The organism is Rhabdaerophilum sp. SD176 (genome assembly GCF_030143245.1).
Lineage (GTDB): Bacteria > Pseudomonadota > Alphaproteobacteria > Rhizobiales > Beijerinckiaceae > Rhabdaerophilum.
Map to the genome: position 1 here is coordinate 66245 of NZ_JARJNS010000003.1, position 16200 is coordinate 82444.

14 protein-coding genes are annotated in these 16200 nt (G+C 63.5%); 4 read left to right on the forward strand and 10 right to left on the reverse strand.

Annotated features, from left to right (window positions below; genetic code table 11):
* Nucleotides 1-27: 27 nt before the first annotated feature.
* From P0652_RS07115 to P0652_RS07125, 3 genes are read right to left on the reverse strand one after another with little or no spacing between them, the layout of a single operon-like run.
* Nucleotides 28-852, reverse strand: a complete 825-nt coding sequence (locus tag P0652_RS07115) for a transglutaminase family protein (protein WP_284178098.1) — start codon at nt 850-852, stop codon at nt 28-30.
* Nucleotides 853-880: 28 nt separating this feature from the next.
* A complete protein-coding gene (locus P0652_RS07120; RefSeq protein ID WP_284178099.1) occupies nt 881-1822 on the reverse strand; it encodes an alpha-E domain-containing protein in 942 nt (313 codons plus the stop codon).
* A 3-nt stretch (nt 1823-1825) separates the two neighbouring features.
* A complete protein-coding gene (locus tag P0652_RS07125) occupies nt 1826-3295 on the reverse strand; it encodes a circularly permuted type 2 ATP-grasp protein (RefSeq protein ID WP_284178100.1) in 1470 nt (489 codons plus the stop codon).
* A 259-nt stretch (nt 3296-3554) separates the two neighbouring features.
* On the opposite strand from P0652_RS07125, the gene P0652_RS07130 reads away from it, so the two are divergent.
* Genes P0652_RS07130 through prmB form a run of 3 tightly spaced genes read left to right on the forward strand, consistent with a single transcriptional unit; the run spans nt 3555 to nt 6117 of the window.
* The gene (locus tag P0652_RS07130; RefSeq protein WP_284178101.1) at nt 3555-4748 is read left to right on the forward strand and encodes an acyl-CoA dehydrogenase; all 1194 of its coding nucleotides are present in this window, start codon (nt 3555-3557) and stop codon (nt 4746-4748) included.
* Between the two features lie 3 nt (nt 4749-4751).
* Entirely contained in the window at nt 4752-5177 is a 426-nt protein-coding gene (locus P0652_RS07135; RefSeq protein WP_284178102.1) for a hypothetical protein, read from the forward strand.
* Nucleotides 5158-6117: a 50S ribosomal protein L3 N(5)-glutamine methyltransferase gene (gene prmB, locus P0652_RS07140; protein ID WP_284178103.1), complete on the forward strand. Its 960-nt coding sequence runs from the start codon at nt 5158-5160 to the stop codon at nt 6115-6117. Before P0652_RS07135 ends, prmB begins: the two co-directional genes overlap by 20 nt.
* Here prmB and P0652_RS07145 read toward each other — a convergent pair.
* Nucleotides 6114-8948 carry an ATP-binding protein gene (locus tag P0652_RS07145; RefSeq protein WP_284178104.1) on the reverse strand — a complete coding sequence of 945 codons (2835 nt, stop codon included), beginning with the start codon at nt 8946-8948 and terminating at the stop codon, nt 6114-6116. The genes prmB and P0652_RS07145 overlap by 4 nt on opposite strands.
* Before the next feature lie 118 nt (nt 8949-9066).
* On the opposite strand from P0652_RS07145, the gene P0652_RS07150 reads away from it, so the two are divergent.
* Nucleotides 9067-10221: an ATP-binding response regulator gene (locus P0652_RS07150; RefSeq protein ID WP_284178105.1), complete on the forward strand. Its 1155-nt coding sequence runs from the start codon at nt 9067-9069 to the stop codon at nt 10219-10221.
* A gap of 48 nt (nt 10222-10269) precedes the next feature.
* Here the strand turns inward: P0652_RS07150 and P0652_RS07155 are convergent, their stop codons facing one another.
* The 6 genes from P0652_RS07155 to soxB are packed head-to-tail and all read right to left on the reverse strand — an operon-like array spanning nt 10270 to nt 16118.
* Nucleotides 10270-11547: an NAD(P)/FAD-dependent oxidoreductase gene (locus P0652_RS07155; RefSeq protein WP_284178106.1), complete on the reverse strand. Its 1278-nt coding sequence runs from the start codon at nt 11545-11547 to the stop codon at nt 10270-10272.
* Nucleotides 11548-11583: 36 nt separating this feature from the next.
* Entirely contained in the window at nt 11584-12096 is a 513-nt protein-coding gene (locus P0652_RS07160) for a DsrE family protein (RefSeq protein WP_284178107.1), read from the reverse strand.
* Nucleotides 12097-12110: 14 nt separating this feature from the next.
* On the reverse strand, nt 12111-12488 hold the full coding sequence (locus P0652_RS07165; protein ID WP_284178108.1) for a c-type cytochrome: 378 nt from the start codon (nt 12486-12488) through the stop codon (nt 12111-12113).
* Nucleotide 12489: 1 nt separating this feature from the next.
* Nucleotides 12490-13143 (reverse strand): c-type cytochrome, encoded by a 654-nt coding sequence (locus P0652_RS07170; protein ID WP_284178109.1) that lies wholly within the window; start codon nt 13141-13143, stop codon nt 12490-12492.
* Complete coding sequence (gene soxC / locus P0652_RS07175; protein WP_284178110.1) at nt 13127-14404, reverse strand: sulfite dehydrogenase; 1278 nt, start codon at nt 14402-14404, stop codon at nt 13127-13129. Before soxC ends, P0652_RS07170 begins: the two co-directional genes overlap by 17 nt.
* 16 nt (nt 14405-14420) lie before the next feature.
* Complete coding sequence (gene soxB, locus P0652_RS07180) at nt 14421-16118, reverse strand: thiosulfohydrolase SoxB (protein WP_284178111.1); 1698 nt, start codon at nt 16116-16118, stop codon at nt 14421-14423.
* Between the last annotated feature and the right edge of the window lie 82 nt (nt 16119-16200).

Sequence of the window (16200 nt, forward strand, 5' to 3'; positions counted from 1 at the left end):
GCCGGCGTCAGGTTCCTGTCCATTTGTCTATTGGTCCATCAGCGACTTTCCCGCCTGAAGGGAAATCGCGACATCCATGGCTTCGCCGGCCCCGCCGAGGCGAGCGCCGCGGATCGGGGCAGCCTCCAGATAATCCCGCCCGATCGCGATCCGGATATAGCGGGAATCCGTGCAGAGCCCATGCGCAGGGTCAAATCCGATCCAGCCGAGCGCCGGAACATAGGCCTCGGCCCAGGCATGGCCGGCTTCCTGTTCGGTCGTATCCGAACGGAGATAATAGCCGCTGACATAACGCGCCGGGATATCCCGCGCGCGCGCGGCCGCGATGAAGACATGCGCGAAGTCCTGACAGACGCCCTTCCTGCTGGCGAAGGCCTGTTCGGCCGTTGTACCGGCATCGGTGGCACCGGTCTCGAAGGCGAATTCCTTGAAAATTGTCCCGACCAGCCGGTGCAGGAAGGCCAGCGGATCCCCGCCCTCCTGGCCGGCGAGATCGGACGCAAAATCGCGGATGGCGGGGTCGGGACGCGTCAGCGCGGTCTCGCTGGCCCAATACCCTGCCGGGAACCGCTCGAGCGAGCCCTTCACCATGCCGGCATCGGCAGCCACGTCGACCTCGCCGTCGACAAGGATGCGCAGCCCGGCAAGCGGACCATCGATCGAGAAGGTATGGATGATATTCCCGTAGGCATCCTCGTCGCGATAGAGGCGGCAATCGGCATCGATCTCGACCCGCCAGGCCCGGATGAACTGGCCCGCATGATTGCGCGGGGTCAGCCGGAGGATCTGGATCGCGCCGCGGGCCGGCTCGTCGTAGATGTAACGCGTTTCGTGGTGAAGCTTGAGCCGCATGATCCGGGCCTTCTCTGCAGGAAGCCCGTTATTGCAGATACTGATCGTTGATCGCCAGACCGAGGCGGTTGTTATCCGCGATGAACTGCTCGAGAAACTCGTGCAGGCCGGTCTGGAACAGCGTGTCGATATCCATGTTCTGCAACTGGGAATAGGTTTGTCGGGCCAGCCGCTGGCTCGGCCCCTGCCGGCCATAGCGTTCGGCCAGCAGGTCAAGCACGCGGTTCAGCGTTTCGTAGGAAGAAATCAGCGAACGTGGCTGCTCCGGCTTGAGGATCAGGAAATCCGCCACCAGCCAGGGCTTGATGCCGCCGCGGTAGATCAGGTGGAACGAATTGAGGGCGGATACGGCGCGCAGCAGGGCAGACCACTGGAAATAGTCGAGGCCGCCCCCGACCGGCTCCGTCTCCGGCAGCACGACATGGTATTTCACGTCCAGCAGGCGTGCCGTGTTATCGGCGCGCTCCAGGAGCATGCCCAGCCGCTGGAACCAGTAATGGTCCGTGCGCAGCATGGTCCGGTAGGCCGCACCGTCGAAGCGGAGCGAAACCTCGCGCACGAAGGCAAGGAATTTGGTCAGGTCCTTCGAGGTAAAGCTCTGGAAGCGCAGCCGCTGCATCTCGTTCCAGGCATCGTTGAGGATTTCCCACATTTCCGTGGTGATCGCCGTGCGGACGGCGCGGGCATTCTGCCGCGCCACCTCGATGCAGGCCCGGATCGAGGACGGGTTATCCGGCCCCGCAATGATGAACTGCGTGACATTCGCCTGGTTCGCAACATCGTAATGCCGGAAGAACGCGTCACGGCAGACAGCGATGTCGATGGCACTTTCCCACTCGTTCGAGGTTCCGGCATAGGCCGAGGGAAGTGTGGCGAGGCGCAGGGCAACATCGAGGATCCGCGCGAGGCTTTCGGCGCGTTCGACATAACGGGACAGCCAGTAGAGATTGTCAGCAGTGCGGGCCAGCATCGGTCAGGCTCCTGCCTTCTGGGACTGGGATTGGCTGGCGCGCGGGGCACCGTCCTCGATGACCCAGGTATCCTTGGTGCCGCCACCCTGGCTCGAATTCACCACGAGCGATCCCTTCTTCAATGCAACGCGCGTCAGCCCGCCCGGAACAATGCGCACCTTGTCGGCACCGGACAGGACGAAGGGCCGGAGATCGACATGCCGGGGTGCCAGGCCCTCCTCGACATAGCAGGGCACCGTGGACAGGGCGAGTGTCGGCTGCGCGATGTAGTTGCTGGGATTGTTGCGCACCTTCGCGGCGAAGCTCTCCCGCTGGGCCTTTGTCGCATGCGGACCCACCAGCATGCCGTATCCGCCCGAGCCGTTCACTTCCTTGACGACGAGATCGCCGATATTGGCCAGGACATGCGACAGCGCATCCGGCTCGCGGCACCGCCAGGTCGGGACATTGGCGAGGATCGCGTCCTTGCCCGTGTAGAATTTCACGATTTCCGGCATGTAGCTGTAGACGGCCTTGTCATCGGCAACGCCGGTGCCGACCGCATTCGAAATCGTCACATTGCCTGCCTTGTAGGCAGACATCAGCCCGGGAACGCCGAGCGTGCTGTCGGGCCGGAAGGCGAGGGGATCAAGGAATTCGTCATCGACACGCCGGTAGATCACATCCACCCGCTGAGGCCCCTCCGTTGTCCGCATATAGACGACGTTGGACCGGACGAAGAGATCGCGCCCCTCCACCAGTTCCACGCCCATCCTGTCGGCCAGGAAGGAATGCTCGTAATAGGCTGAGTTGAACGGCCCGGGCGTCATCACCACCACGGTTGGCTCGCGCGAGGCCGAACTCGGCGCAACCGAGCGCAGCGTGGTCAGCAATTCGTCCGGATATTGATCGACCGGCTTGATCCGCAATTTCCCGAAAAGTTCCGGGAACAACCGCAACATCGCTTCCCGGTTTTCCATCATGTACGAGACGCCGGACGGGGTCCGGGCATTGTCCTCGAGAACATAGAACTCATCCGGCCCGGTGCGGACAAGATCGACGCCGGCAATATGGGTGTAGAGCCCGGCTGCCGGCTTGATGCGCGTCATTTCCGGGCGGAAGGCCGGGTTCGACAGGATCAGGTCTTCGGGTACGATACCGGCCCGCACGATTTCCCGGGCGCCATAGACATCGCCGATAAAGGCATTCAGCGCCCGGACGCGCTGTTCGAGGCCTTCGGAAAGCCGTTTCCATTCACCGCTGGAGAGAATCCGCGGTAGGATATCGAACGGGATGATCCGCTCCGCGCCCTGCTCGTCGCCATAAACGGCAAAGGTGATGCCGATCCGGCGGAAGAAGGCCTCGGCTTCGGCCTTGCGGTTGGCGATCAGGTCTGGGCTGGCTTGTCGGAACCATTGGGCGACGTCGGCGTAGATTTGTCGCGGATCTCCCTCGACGCCACCCATTTCGTCAAACACCGCCTCGTTCGCCATACGCTCTCCCCCGGGGCTCGCCGGTTGTTCCGGCGGCCAATCGATCCTTCTGGCGGCAGCAAATGCCGGGCCAAAGATCGTTGCCCTCCGTTGCATAGTGAGGGTTCCGGCTGAGAATTCAATCTCCCTCGCATCGATGGGGCAAGGGGCGGCGCCGCACTGCAGCCGCGCTGCTTGCACCCGCAACCAATTCGGTTAAGGGTGGCGCATCTTCGCACACGCGCGCGACCCCCCTTTTGTTTCGAGGAAGGCTCCTGCCATGACCAAATCGACTTTCGCACCCTTCGTCTGGTCCGATCCCTTCGATCTGGAGAGCCAGCTCACCGAAGACGAGCGCATGATCCGCGATGCAGCCCGGGCCTTTGCCGAGGGCGAGCTGCAGCCCCGCGTGCAGGAAGCCTATCTCGAGGAAAAGACCGATCCGGGCCTGTTCCGTCTCATGGGCGAGCAGGGCCTGCTCGGCGTGACCCTGCCCGAGGAATATGGCTGCGCCAATGCGTCCTACGTCGCCTATGGCCTTGTCGCGCGCGAGGTCGAGCGCGTCGATTCCGGCTATCGCTCCATGATGAGCGTGCAATCCTCGCTCGTCATGTTCCCGATCTACACCTATGGCTCGGAAGCCCAGCGCAAGAAGTACCTGCCGAAGCTGGCCTCCGGGGAGTTCATCGGCTGCTTCGGCCTGACCGAGCCGGATGCCGGCTCCGATCCCGGCGGGATGAAGACCCGGGCCGAGAAGGTGGCCGATGGCTATTGCCTGACTGGCTCGAAGATGTGGATTTCCAACTCCCCGATCGCCGATGTCTTCGTCGTCTGGGCAAAGAGCGCCGCGCATGACAACCAGATCCGCGGCTTCATTCTCGAGAAGGGCATGAAGGGCCTTTCGGCGCCGAAGATCGGCGGCAAGCTCTCGCTCCGCGCCTCGATTACCGGCGAGATTGTGATGGATGGCGTGATCGTCCCCGAGGAGAACCTGTTGCCGAATGTCTCGGGCCTCAAGGGCCCGTTCGGCTGCCTGAACCGCGCCCGTTATGGCATTTCCTGGGGCGTGCTCGGGGCCGCCGAGGATTGCTGGCACCGCGCCCGGCAATACGGCCTCGACCGCAAGCAGTTCAACCGCCCGCTGGCCCAGACCCAGCTCTTCCAGAAGAAGCTGGCGGATATGCAGACCGAGATCAGCCTCGGCCTGCAGGCCTCGCTGCGGGTCGGCCGACTGATGGACGAGCATCGCGAGGCGCCGGAAATGATCAGCATCGTCAAGCGCAACAATTGCGGCAAGGCGCTCGACATTGCCCGCATGGCGCGTGACATGCACGGCGGTAACGGTATCCAGGTCGAGTACCACGTCATGCGCCACGCGCAGAACCTCGAGACCGTCAACACCTACGAGGGCACGCATGATGTCCATGCACTGATCCTCGGCCGGGCCCAGACCGGTCTGCAGGCCTTCTTCTGAGCCATGCTCCGGCAGGGCGCTGTTCCGGCAGGGGCGGGGCTCTTCGGCCTCGTCTTTGCTGCGGGCTTCGTCCTCGGCACGCTCCGTGAACTGGTTCTGCGCCATGCTATCGGCCCGGATGTTGCCCGCCTGCTCGAATTGCCGGTGATGATCACCCTCTCCTGGCTCTCGGCCCGCTGGATCCTCCGCCGGGCCGGAAAGAGGTCTGCGCGCTGGCAGTTCGAGGTCGGGTTGATCGCCTTCCTGTTGCTGATGGCGGCGGAGATGGCTCTGGGCATCCTGATCCTCGGGCGCGGCCTGTCGGCTTTCATTGCCGACCTTTTCACGCTAACGGGCATGCTTTCGTTTCTCGCTCAGGCCCTCCTCATCGTGATGCCGCGCCTCGCAGCCTCCGCAACCGGTTCCTCCTATGGCCGAACAGCCCCCTGATCCCCGCCGCGAATGTGCCGAACTCTCGACCCTGCGCGACATGCTGCGCTATGCGGTCACGCTCTTTCATTCGGCCGACCTGCATCACGGCCATGGCGCGACAACGGCGCTGGATGAAGCGGCGTTCCTGATCCTCGAGACCTTGCATCTCCCGGTTGATGACTTCAACGCTTTCGCCGAAGCGCGCCTGACCGCCCGCGAGAAGGCCCTGCTCGGCGAGCGCCTCGCCCGTCGGGTCGAGGAGCGCATCCCCGCCGCCTACCTGACGGGGCGGACCTATCTGAAAGGGTTCTCGTTCCGCAGCGATGCCCGGGCGATCATCCCGCGTTCCTTCATTGCGGATCTGCTCTTCAGCCCGCTTTTCGATGGCAGCGGAGAGCCCGGCGCGCTGGTTGCCGATCCGGAAGCCGTGACGCGCGTGCTCGACCTCTGCACCGGCGGCGGCTCGCTGGCAATTCTCGCCGCCCATGCCTTCCCGAATGCCGGGATCGATGCGGTCGAACTCTCGCCGGAAGCGGCAGCGCTGGCGCGCGAGAACATCGCGGATTACGGGCTCGCGGACCGCATCACACTGTTCGAGGGCGATCTCTTCGCGCCTGTCCGGGGCCGCGTCTACGACCTCATTCTCTCGAACCCGCCTTATGTCGATGCCGAGACCATGGCCATGCTGCCGGTGGAATTCCGGCATGAGCCCGCCATGGCTTTGGGGTCCGGTGTGGACGGGCTGGATGTCACGCGGCGGATCCTCGCGGAAGGGCCGCGCCATCTCGCGCCGGGAGCCGGCCTGCTCTGTGAGGTCGGCCTGGCCCGGCCGACGCTGGAAGCCGCCTTTTCCGAAACGGCTTTCCTGTGGCTCGATACCGAGGACAGCGAGGCCGAAGTGTACTGGCTGCCGCGCGAGGATTTCCCTTCGGCCGCGAAATCCGGCCGGAAGGCCTAGCCCACCGCCGCAGCCGGGGCGCCTTCGCTCTCGGCCAGCCCATGCTCTGCGATCAGGGCGAGGATGGCGGCATCGGTGCCGGCGAGTACAGCGTCGAGCTGGCTCAGCATATCCCCATAGAGCGGGGTCATCTCGGCCCGCGCGCCCTTCTCGATCTCGCCCGCCACATGGCCTGACTTGCTGGCACCCAGCGAAAGGCTCATTGATTTGAGCGCATGGGCTGCCTTGCCGAGCCGCACCGAATCCCGCGCCGCGATTGCCTCTGCGATTTCGTTCCGGGTCAGCGGAGCATTCTCGAGGAACAGCCGGTAGATCCGCAGGACAGCCGCTTTGCCGCCAACCGGGATCATGCCAAGCAATTGTTGCGTCATGTGCGGATCGAGCATCGCGATATCGTTGGCTTCATCCGCGATCGCACGTTCGGTAACGCTTTCCTTCCTGGGAGGAAGGCCCTCCCTTTTGGGAAGAACCTCGCTCACCGGTGCCGGAGCAGCGGCTTGGGTGCCGGGGACCACGCCCTGGCCATCGCGCCGCGCCCGTTCCTGCCGGAGATTGGTATCTGCCGGCCGCAAATGCCTCGCCAGCGTCTCGCCCATGGCCTGCAGGGTGAAGGGCTTGTGCAGCACGCCATCCATGCCGGATTGCTTCCAGGCATCCGCATGGGTGCCGACGACATGGGCCGTCAGGGCGATGATGGCCGTGCGCGACGTGCCGGTTTCCTGCTCCCAGCGCCGGATCGCGCTGGCTGACTGGAACCCGTCCATTTCGGGCATCGATCCGTCCATGAACACGAGGTCATAACGCTTGGCCTTGACGGCCTCGAAGGCGGCACGCCCATCGACCACGGTATCGCAGGGCAGTTCGAACCGTCGCAGGGTCTCGATGATGACCTCGCGGTTGACCGGGTTGTCATCCGCCACCAGCACGAGATGATCCGGGTAGCGCTCGAAGCTTTCGGTGCCCTGTCCGGCCGAGCCACGGTTCTGTTTGCGGCCGGCGAGAAGGTCGGTCACGACCTGGCGCAGGTCGCGCCGGCTGACCGGCTTGATGATCTGACCCTGTGCGATTCCCTGTTCGAGCAGCCGGTCGGTTTCAGAATCGCCGAAGGCGCCGACGGCAATCGTGGGCGCGCGCTTGAGGAGCGGGCGAAGACCGGGATCGCTCAGCAGGCTGGCATCCGCGATCACCAATCGGATATCGCTGAACCCGGGCATCCGGCTTTCCGTGACCGGATCTGCCGGTTCGAAGCCGAGTTCGGTGAGGTAGGCACCGAGATGCCGGGCGGTCGCGTCTCCGGAGACCGCCATCAGCACGCGGCCGCTGCCGACGGGCCCCACGTGCCGCGCGAGTTCCTTCTGGTCCACCGGAATAATCGGCACCGAGACGGAGAAGGTCGTCCCGACACCAACCGTGCTGCGCACCCGGATCGACCCCGTCATTGCCTCCACCAGCCGTCGCGAGATGGCGAGGCCGAGCCCGGTTCCGCCGAATTTGCGTGTCGTTGTCTGGTCCGCCTGGCTGAACGAGTCGAACACCGTTGCCAGCTTGTCTTCGGGGATCCCGATGCCGGTATCCATGACCTCGAAGAGCAGGTTCGCCATCCGCTCGGGATCGCGCTGCACGGTCAGGCTGACCGATCCGTTCTCGGTGAATTTCAGCGCGTTGTTGACGAGGTTCGACAGCACCTGGTTCAGCCGCACCGGATCGGCACCGACGCGCTGCGGCACGTTGAGGGCGATATGAGTGGCCAGATCGAGCCCCTTCGAGCGCGCCTTTTCCTCGAAGAGCTGGGCAACGGTCTCGATCATGTCGTCGACCTGGACGGGGATCGTCTCCAGCTCGATCTTCCCGGCCTCGATCTTCGAGAAGTCGAGAATGTCGTTGATGATCGCCAGCAGCGACGAGCCCGAACGGGCGATCACATCGGCAAAGCGCTTCTGCTTCGGCTGGAGATCCGAGGCAGCCAGCAATTCTGCCATCACGAGGATGCCGTTCATCGGCGTCCGGATCTCGTGGCTCATCGTGGCAAGGAACTCGGATTTGGCGGCATTGGCCGAATCGGCCTGTTCCTTGGCAAGCCGGTAATCCCGCGTCCGCTCGGCCACCTCGTCTTCCAGCATCTCCCGATGGCGGGCGAGTTTCGAATCCCGGATGTCGATCTCGTCGAGCATCGCGTTGAAGCTTGTCGCCATGCGCCCGAATTCATCCTGCGCCTGCGGATCGATCCGGCGCGAGAAATCATGGCGACGGCGGACATGCTCCATCGTCTCCACCATCGCCCGGATGCGTGAGACAAGGCTCCGCTGCACCTGCAGGGCGAGAGCGAGGCCGGCCAGCAGGGCAATGATTCCGCCGATCGCTGCAGCCCGGACGCTGGCCAGGGCATTATCCAGCACTTTCGAGGTATCCGCGACGACGGAAATCTCCCCGACGGTTTCACCGCCGGCAATCACGGGGACGACGATATGCATCTGCTGGCGGCCGAGCGTGTCGATCCAGCCATAGAGGCCATTCTGGGGGCTGTCGCGGACGAGGAGCACGGCATCGCCGAGCGAGGCGATGATCCGGCCCTGGTTATCGAGCAGGGTTGCGCTCTGCAGGCCGGGAATGCGGGCGATCGACCGGAGGACGCGGAGCGCCTGGCCCTGATCCCTCGCCATGACGGCATCTGCGGCTACGGACGCAAAGACATGGGCGGTGGCTTCGATCTCGGCCTTCCGCGTCTCGCGGTAATTCCCGGCCTCCCGCATGACCGACAGGCCCGTGACGATGATCGTGGCCGTCAGGGTCGAGACCAGGATGAGGAGAAGCAGGCGGGCGCGGATCGACAAGGGCCACTCGGAGGACGCGGAATCCCGACCGTATTTATCGCAAATCCCTGTTGTTCAGGTTAATGCCGTAACCTCGGCTTAAAAGCTTGTTCGATACAAGGAACGGAAGAGGCCGGAAATGTTTGATCCCGTACCCGTTCGCCATGGCGCAGCATCGAAATCTCGCGATGCCATGCGGATCCTCGTGGTTGATGATGACCCGATCTATCGGGAAACCGCTCGCATGTTCCTGTCCATGTTCGGCCGCCAGGTCGTGCTGGCCGAGAACGGCAGCGCCGGGCTCGCCCAGGTAGCCAATGATGATTTCGACGTGATGATCGTCGATCTCGAGATGCCGGACATGACCGGTCTCGAGGTGATTGCCGCGACGCGCGCCATGCCGCGGCAGCGGGATCTGCCGATCATCATGGTCACCAGCCGGGACGATGCCCCGGCGATCGACCGGGCCTATGAGCTCGGCGCCTCGTCCTTCATCGTCAAGCCGGTGAACTGGACCTTGCTCGACCATGCCATCCGGTTCGTGCGCCGCGCGGCCCTGAACGAGATCACGGCGCGGCGTGCACATGCTGATGCCGAGGCGCTTTCCCGGGCGAAAGACAATCTGATCTCCGTCATCCGTCACGAGATGAAGACACCGCTCAGCGCCATCACAGGCTTCACCCAGCTGGCCGTGGAAGCCCAGCTTTCCGGCGATCTCTCGGGCCTGAAGGAGCATCTCGAATTTGTCCGGAAATCAGGCGAGCGGCTCATGGCCAGCTTTCTCGATATGTCGACCTACTCCGATCTGATCGCCCAGAAAGCCCTCGAAAGCCCGGCGACGATCAATCCGAACTGGATTCTCGGCGAGGCGATCGAGCATCGCGAGCGGGCCATCGCCCAGGCGGGCCTCACCCTCGTGATCAACGAGGAGCCGCGCGTTCTTCGCATGCAGGCAGACCAGACCTTGTTGGTCTCCGCAATTGTCCGCTTGATCGATAACGTGATCGCCCATGCCACCCACGCCCGGACGATCACCATCGCCAGCGCGCTTTGCGACGGGCGCATCCTGCTCTCGGTGAAGGATGACGGAATCGGCATGCCGCCGGAAAGGGTCGCCGCCTGCCTCGCACCCTTCTCGCAGGAAACCATGTCACTCGCGCGGATGCGGGAGGGCCTCGGCCTCGGCCTGCCGATCACGACCGAGATCGTGCGCCTCCATCAGGGGCAGATGACGATGCAATCTCAGCCCGGCCAGGGCACGCAGGTCTCGATTTCGCTGCCGGTCGAGGCATGAAGAAGGGGCGGCTTGGCGCCGCCCCGTGGTCGATTGGCTCCGAGGCCGTCAGCTGAACATGTCGGCGATGATACCGTCATACCAGCCCATATTCTCCGCCTGCACCTGCTTGCGGTAATCCGCCGACTCGTCCGTCTTCGATACAAAGGTTTCGGAAGCGGTGATCTTGTCCGGCTTCGGCTCGTACCGGCCGCCGACCTTCACGGTGTCGTCCGGCGCGATCAGGCTCCAGCAGGTATTCGCGTAGCGCGCCGGGAAGGTCCGGGCCTTCACCAGGTCGCCACGGATCATCATGGCGGCGACCTTGGCCTGGCTGTTGGCCGAGAAGCCCGATTTCGGCATGTCGCCGGCAATCGACGCATCGCCGAGCACATAGATGTTCGGGTCCAGCGTCGACGCCATGCTCTCGGGCTTTATCGGGCAGAATCCGGATGCATTGGCGAGGCCGGCATCAATCGCGATCTTTCCGGCCCGCTGGGCCGGGATCACGTTGACCATCGCGCAGTTCTTGTAGGTCTCGAAGCCGGTCGTGACCGTCATCGTCTTGGGATCGACCGACTTGATCCCGTCATGGATCTTCGGGCCGAGCCATTCGACCATCCCGGGATAGTGCCGCTCCCAGCCTTGCTGGAACAGGCCCTGCTTCGAGAAGGCCTCCTTGGGATCGAGCACGATGATCTTCGACTTGGTGCGACCGGTCGACTTCAACTGGTGCGCCATCATCGAGACCCGCTCATAGGGGCCCGGCGGGCAGCGATAGGGATTGGGCGGGGCGATCATCACGATGACGCCGCCATCCTTCACGCCGTCGAGTTGCTTGCGCAGGAGCTGCGTCTGCGGCCCGGCCAGCCAGGCATGCGGCATGGTCTCTTCGTGTTCCTTGCCCCAGCCCGGGACGCTGTCATAGCGCAGGTCGATTCCCGGAGAGACGACGAGCCGGTCGTAGCCGATGCGTGAACCGTCTCCCAGCACGACCTCGCGCTTGTCGCGGTCGATGGCATTGGCCCATTGGCGAACATGGCGGACCCCGTAGGCCGAGCTCAGTTTGTCATAGCGATGCGTGATCTGGTCGAATTTCTTGAAGCCGCCGAGATAGAGATTCGAGTGGAAGCAGGTGACGAAGGTTTCCTTCGGCTCGACCAGCACCACGTCGATTGCACCCTGGCTGTCCTTGGCGATGTACTTCGCGGCCGTCGCTCCGCCGGGCCCGCCGCCGATCACGACGACGCGCGGTTTGGCCTGGGCCTTCACCACCGGCATGCCGAGCCCTGCCGCGGCGGTGAGCGCGCCGGCACCGGCCAGCATTTGTCTGCGGTTGATCATCATCGTGCTCTCCTTGTAATTCGGCACTTCTCTGGTGCCTCAGCCGACTTTCAGATAGGCGAAACCCTTCCCCTGCAGCGCGGCCACTGTGGCGACGCCGGACGGAACAAAGGCAATCGCATCGTTCTTCCGCACCTTCGCCCGATCGAGCTTGAGGCGCTCGAATGTGATGGCACAAAGATAGATCTTGAGCCCGTTCTTGATCTGGGCTTCCACGCGCTCAAAGATCTTCGGCACGGTCAGTTCCTCGGCCCAGGGAGTGCCTTCGACCGTGTCGAAGAAGAATTTCACACCCGCTGAATGCGCGACGATGCAGATCTGGGCATCAAATGGGTTAGCACCATAGACCGAGTAATGGTTGCCGATATTGTTGATCATCTGCGAGAAGCGCTGCGGCTCGCCGAAATCGCAATGATAGAGGCAGGCCATGTCGGCCTCCTTACGAATATCGGCCAGACCGAGCTGCTTGGGGGCGGATTGCGCCCGTGCGATGCCGGCGGCACCGGCCAGCACGGCCCCGCCGATGACGGCCCGACGATCCATAGGTCCCATGCTCTACCTCCCCATCATTTTTTTGTGTCTGGTTGCAGGATAAGGCCGCCGAAATAGGCCGCGAGTGCGGCAATTTCCTCGTCATTGAGTTGGGCCGCGATGGTCCGCATGACCTGATTTTCGCGGTCCTTCGACCGGTAGGAGTTCATGACCGCGATAAACTGGTCCTCGGGCCAGGCGACAATCGGCGGGATGCCGCCGGTCGCCTTCCCGGACACTTGATGACAGGTGACGCAGGTGCCGGACAGATATTCTCCGAAGGCTGCGTCGCCTTTGGGAGAAGCCGCTGCATCCGAACTGGCCTGGACCGGTCCGCAAAGGACGAGAAGGGCGAGCGCAGCCGAAGGCCTGATTCGGCCGCGGAACGCTCTGACCAGTGCTCTCATCGGCATCTTACTCCACCTTGATCGACTTGCCGTCTTCCGGTGTCACATCGACCATCCGCGCGCGGCCGGTGACCTTAGCATCAGCCTTGCAGTTCTTCATGCAAGGGTCCTTTTGCCAAAAGTGACGTTCGGCCTTTTCCCGGTCGTCATGGTAGAAAGCCTGTTCGTTCGGAAGCTTGACCTTGGAAAAGTTCTCTTTCGACAGGACGAAGTCGTCCTTCACAATGCCGTTCTGGTTCAGCAGGAAGGCCGTGATCGCATAGACATCATCATCCGACAGCGAGCGCGCATTGCCATAGGGCATGGCCCGCTTGATGTAGTCGAACGTCGTCGAGGCATAGGGCCAGAACGATCCGATCGTTTTCTCCGGTCCCTCGCTTTTCAGCGTTCCCTGCCCGCCAACGAGAACGGGCCAGCGCCCGGCACCCTCTCCGAATTCGCCGTGGCACGTGGCACATTGCTGAAGATACAGCTGTTCGCCATCCTTCACCGAGCCCTTGCCCGGCGGCAGGCCGGCGCCATCGGGGCGGACGTCGATGTCCCAAGCCGCAATCTCTTCGGGCAGGGCCTCGCGCCCGAGCCCAACCTTCCCGGCCAGAGCCGGCGCCGCGATGAGGGCAGCGAACAGGGCCAGCCCGGCGACCTTACGAAATTTCGACATTTTCCGTCTCCCCGTTGCTCCGGACGAGCCAGGTCTGGATTCCGTTATTGTGGTAGATCGAGTTGAGGCCGCGGACCTTGCGGAGCTCGTCCTTCGTCGGCTGGACATAGCCGGTCTCGTCCATGGCCCGTGACTGGATGAGCATCTCGCGGCCATCCCAGTTGATGTCGACGTAGAAGCGCGTCAGCGACATCGGCAGGACCGGTCCGTCGATCCGGGCCGTCTGCCAGTTCTTGCCGCCATCGATCGTGACATCGACACGCCGGATCGTGCCACGGCCGGACCAGGCGAGGCCGGACAGCACGTTCGGGCCCTTCTGCGTCAGCGGAGCCTGCGGCGACGGGTTGGTCACCACGGATTTCGCATCCATGATCCAGGTGAAGCGGCGCGAGCGGCCGTCAGCGAGGAGATCGGTATATTTCGAGGTCTCCTCGCGGTGATGCCATGGCTGGTCGCCCACTTCGATCCGGCGGAGCCATTTCACCCACATGTTGCCTTCCCAGCCCGGCACGACGATGCGCAGCGGATAGCCCTGTTCCTGGCGGAGAGCCTCGCCGTTCATGCCCCAGACCACGAGGCAATCCTGCATCGCCTTCTCGATCGGGATGGAGCGGGTCATCGCCGAGGAATCCGCACCTTCCGGCATGACCCACTTGCCGTTTGTCTTCACCCCGGCCTCGTCCAGAAGGACCTTCAGCGGGATGCCCGTATACATCACGTTATGGACCATGCCGTGCGTGAACTGGCAGCCATTGAGCTGGGCGCCCTTCCACTCCATGCCGCCATTGGCCGCGCATTCAAGGAAGAAGACCTTGTTGACCCGGCCGGGGAAACGCTTGAGGTCGTCCATGCTGAAGACCAGCGGCTTGTCCACGAGACCGTTGATCATCAGCCGGTGCTTGGACGGATCGATTTCCGGTGACCCACCGTGATGACGTTCGAAGCAGAGGCCATTCGGCGTGATGATCCCGTCCAGTGCATGGAGGGGTGTGAAATTCACCGAGGATTCCCGGCTGGCCGTCAGCCATTCGACATCGCGTCGGACAACGTTCTTTTCGAATTTCGAGGGCTTGCCATAGGGATTGGCGGCCACGCCATCGCCGAGATAGCGGTTCCAGTCCTGGATTTCGGTAATGACCGGGTCAGGTTTGGTGGCAGAGCGGGCGGAGCCAGTCTGTGCAAGGGACAGACCGGCCGCGGTAGCGCCGAGCCCGCCCAGGAACCCGCGCCGCGATTTCTGGAATTGGGGATCTTGATCCATAGCGATGTCCTGACGGTTAGCCGGCCCCCACGACCTTCACCGCGTCGAGCGGGCGAGGCGTGATGACCTTTTTCTGCTGCAGATAGGTGCTGACGACGTCCCAGATGGGCGGGCCTTCGGTGCCCTGGTTGATCGAGGCCCAGCCGGCGACGGTATAGTCGCGACCGGCATCCAGGGCCTGCCCGTTCCGGGCAAGCTTGAGATTGGAAATCCGCCTTCCGCTGGTCTGGTAGGGATCGACCGTGAAGGTCAGGCCGCCGAGGCGAACCATGTCCCCACCGCCCTGCGCATAGGGATCGGGGTTGAAGATGTTGTCGCCGATATCCTCGAGGATCGCCTTGAGCTGGCTGCCCTTCATGCTGGTCCGGTAGCAATTCGGATATGTCATGGCGCAGGCATTGGTAACATCCTCGAACGTGATGTCCTGCCCGGGAATGAGGCTGGCACCCCAGCGCACGCCGGGCGAAAGCGCGATCTCCGCATCCCGGACCTGCAGCATCGCATCGGTGAAGACATCATCGAGCGAGCCCTGGAAATTGCCCCGCCGGTAGAGCAGGCCGTCAGTCTTGCCGAGCACGCGGCCGAGATCCGCCTCGAACGGCGCCCTGACCTTCTTGACCAGCGCGGCCATCTCGGCATCGGGCGTGATGGCATCGGAGAAGATCGGGATCAGGCGATAGCGGAAGCCCTTCACGCCGCTCTTGTCGACATCGAGATCCAGCCGCGAGACGAACTTGCCATGGCTGCCCGTCGCGACGAGCAGTGTCTTCCCGACCTGGACCGCCTCGGGCAGCGCATCATGGGTATGGGCCGTCAGGATGACGTCGATGCCCTTGACACGCCCGGCCATCTTCCGGTCGATGTCAAAGCCGTTATGCGAGAGCAGCACCACGAGCTGCGCGCCCGCCGCCCGCGCGGCATCGACCTCCTTCTGGACGTCATCATCCTTGAGGCTGAAGGTCCATTTCGGAAACATCCAGCGCGGATTGGCGATGCCGGTATACGGATAGGCCTGCCCGATCACGGCCACCTTCACGCCGCCGCGCTCGAACATCTTCTGCGGCTCGAAGACGCGGTCCTCGAACTCGCTTTCGCGCACATTCTGCGCAAGGAACGGGAAGGCGAGGCTGTCGGTGATTTCCTTGACCCGGTCGGCGCCGAGCGTGAATTCCCAGTGCCCGGTCATGGCATCCGGCTTCAGCAGGTTCATCGCCTCGACGACATCGGCGGCCTTGGTCTGGAGGGAGGTCCAGCTGTTCGTCCAGGTATCGCCGCCATCGAGCAGCAGGCAACGATCGCCACGCTCGGCACGAATGCTCTTGACGACGCGGGCAATGCGGTCGAAGCCGCCCATCCGGCCATAGTTCCGGGCGAGGGCCGCGAAATCCTCGCTGGTCAGGGCATACGCCATCGGCGAGCCGGCCGGGATCTTGTAGTGGGAAAGGAAATCCTTGCCCGTGATATGAGGAACAAGGCCCTTGGCCTCGCCGACACCGAGGTTGATCGAGGGTTCCCGGAAATAGATCGGGACCAGTTGCGCATGCAGATCCGTGACATGGATCAGCGTGACATTGCCAAGTGGCTCGAACCGCAGCAATTCCGCTTCCGAAAGGCGCTGCTGCGCGGCCAGCCGGCCGATCGAGCCGAGGCCGCTTCCGGCCAGCAGGGCAGAACCGGCCAGGCCGGCCTGAATAAACTCGCGTCGCGAGACCATGCGTTTCCCTTCACGCCAGCGAGCGCTGGCATGCCCTTGTCATTCTTGCTTTTGAAAGAACGCCGGCACCCGGAGATGCCGG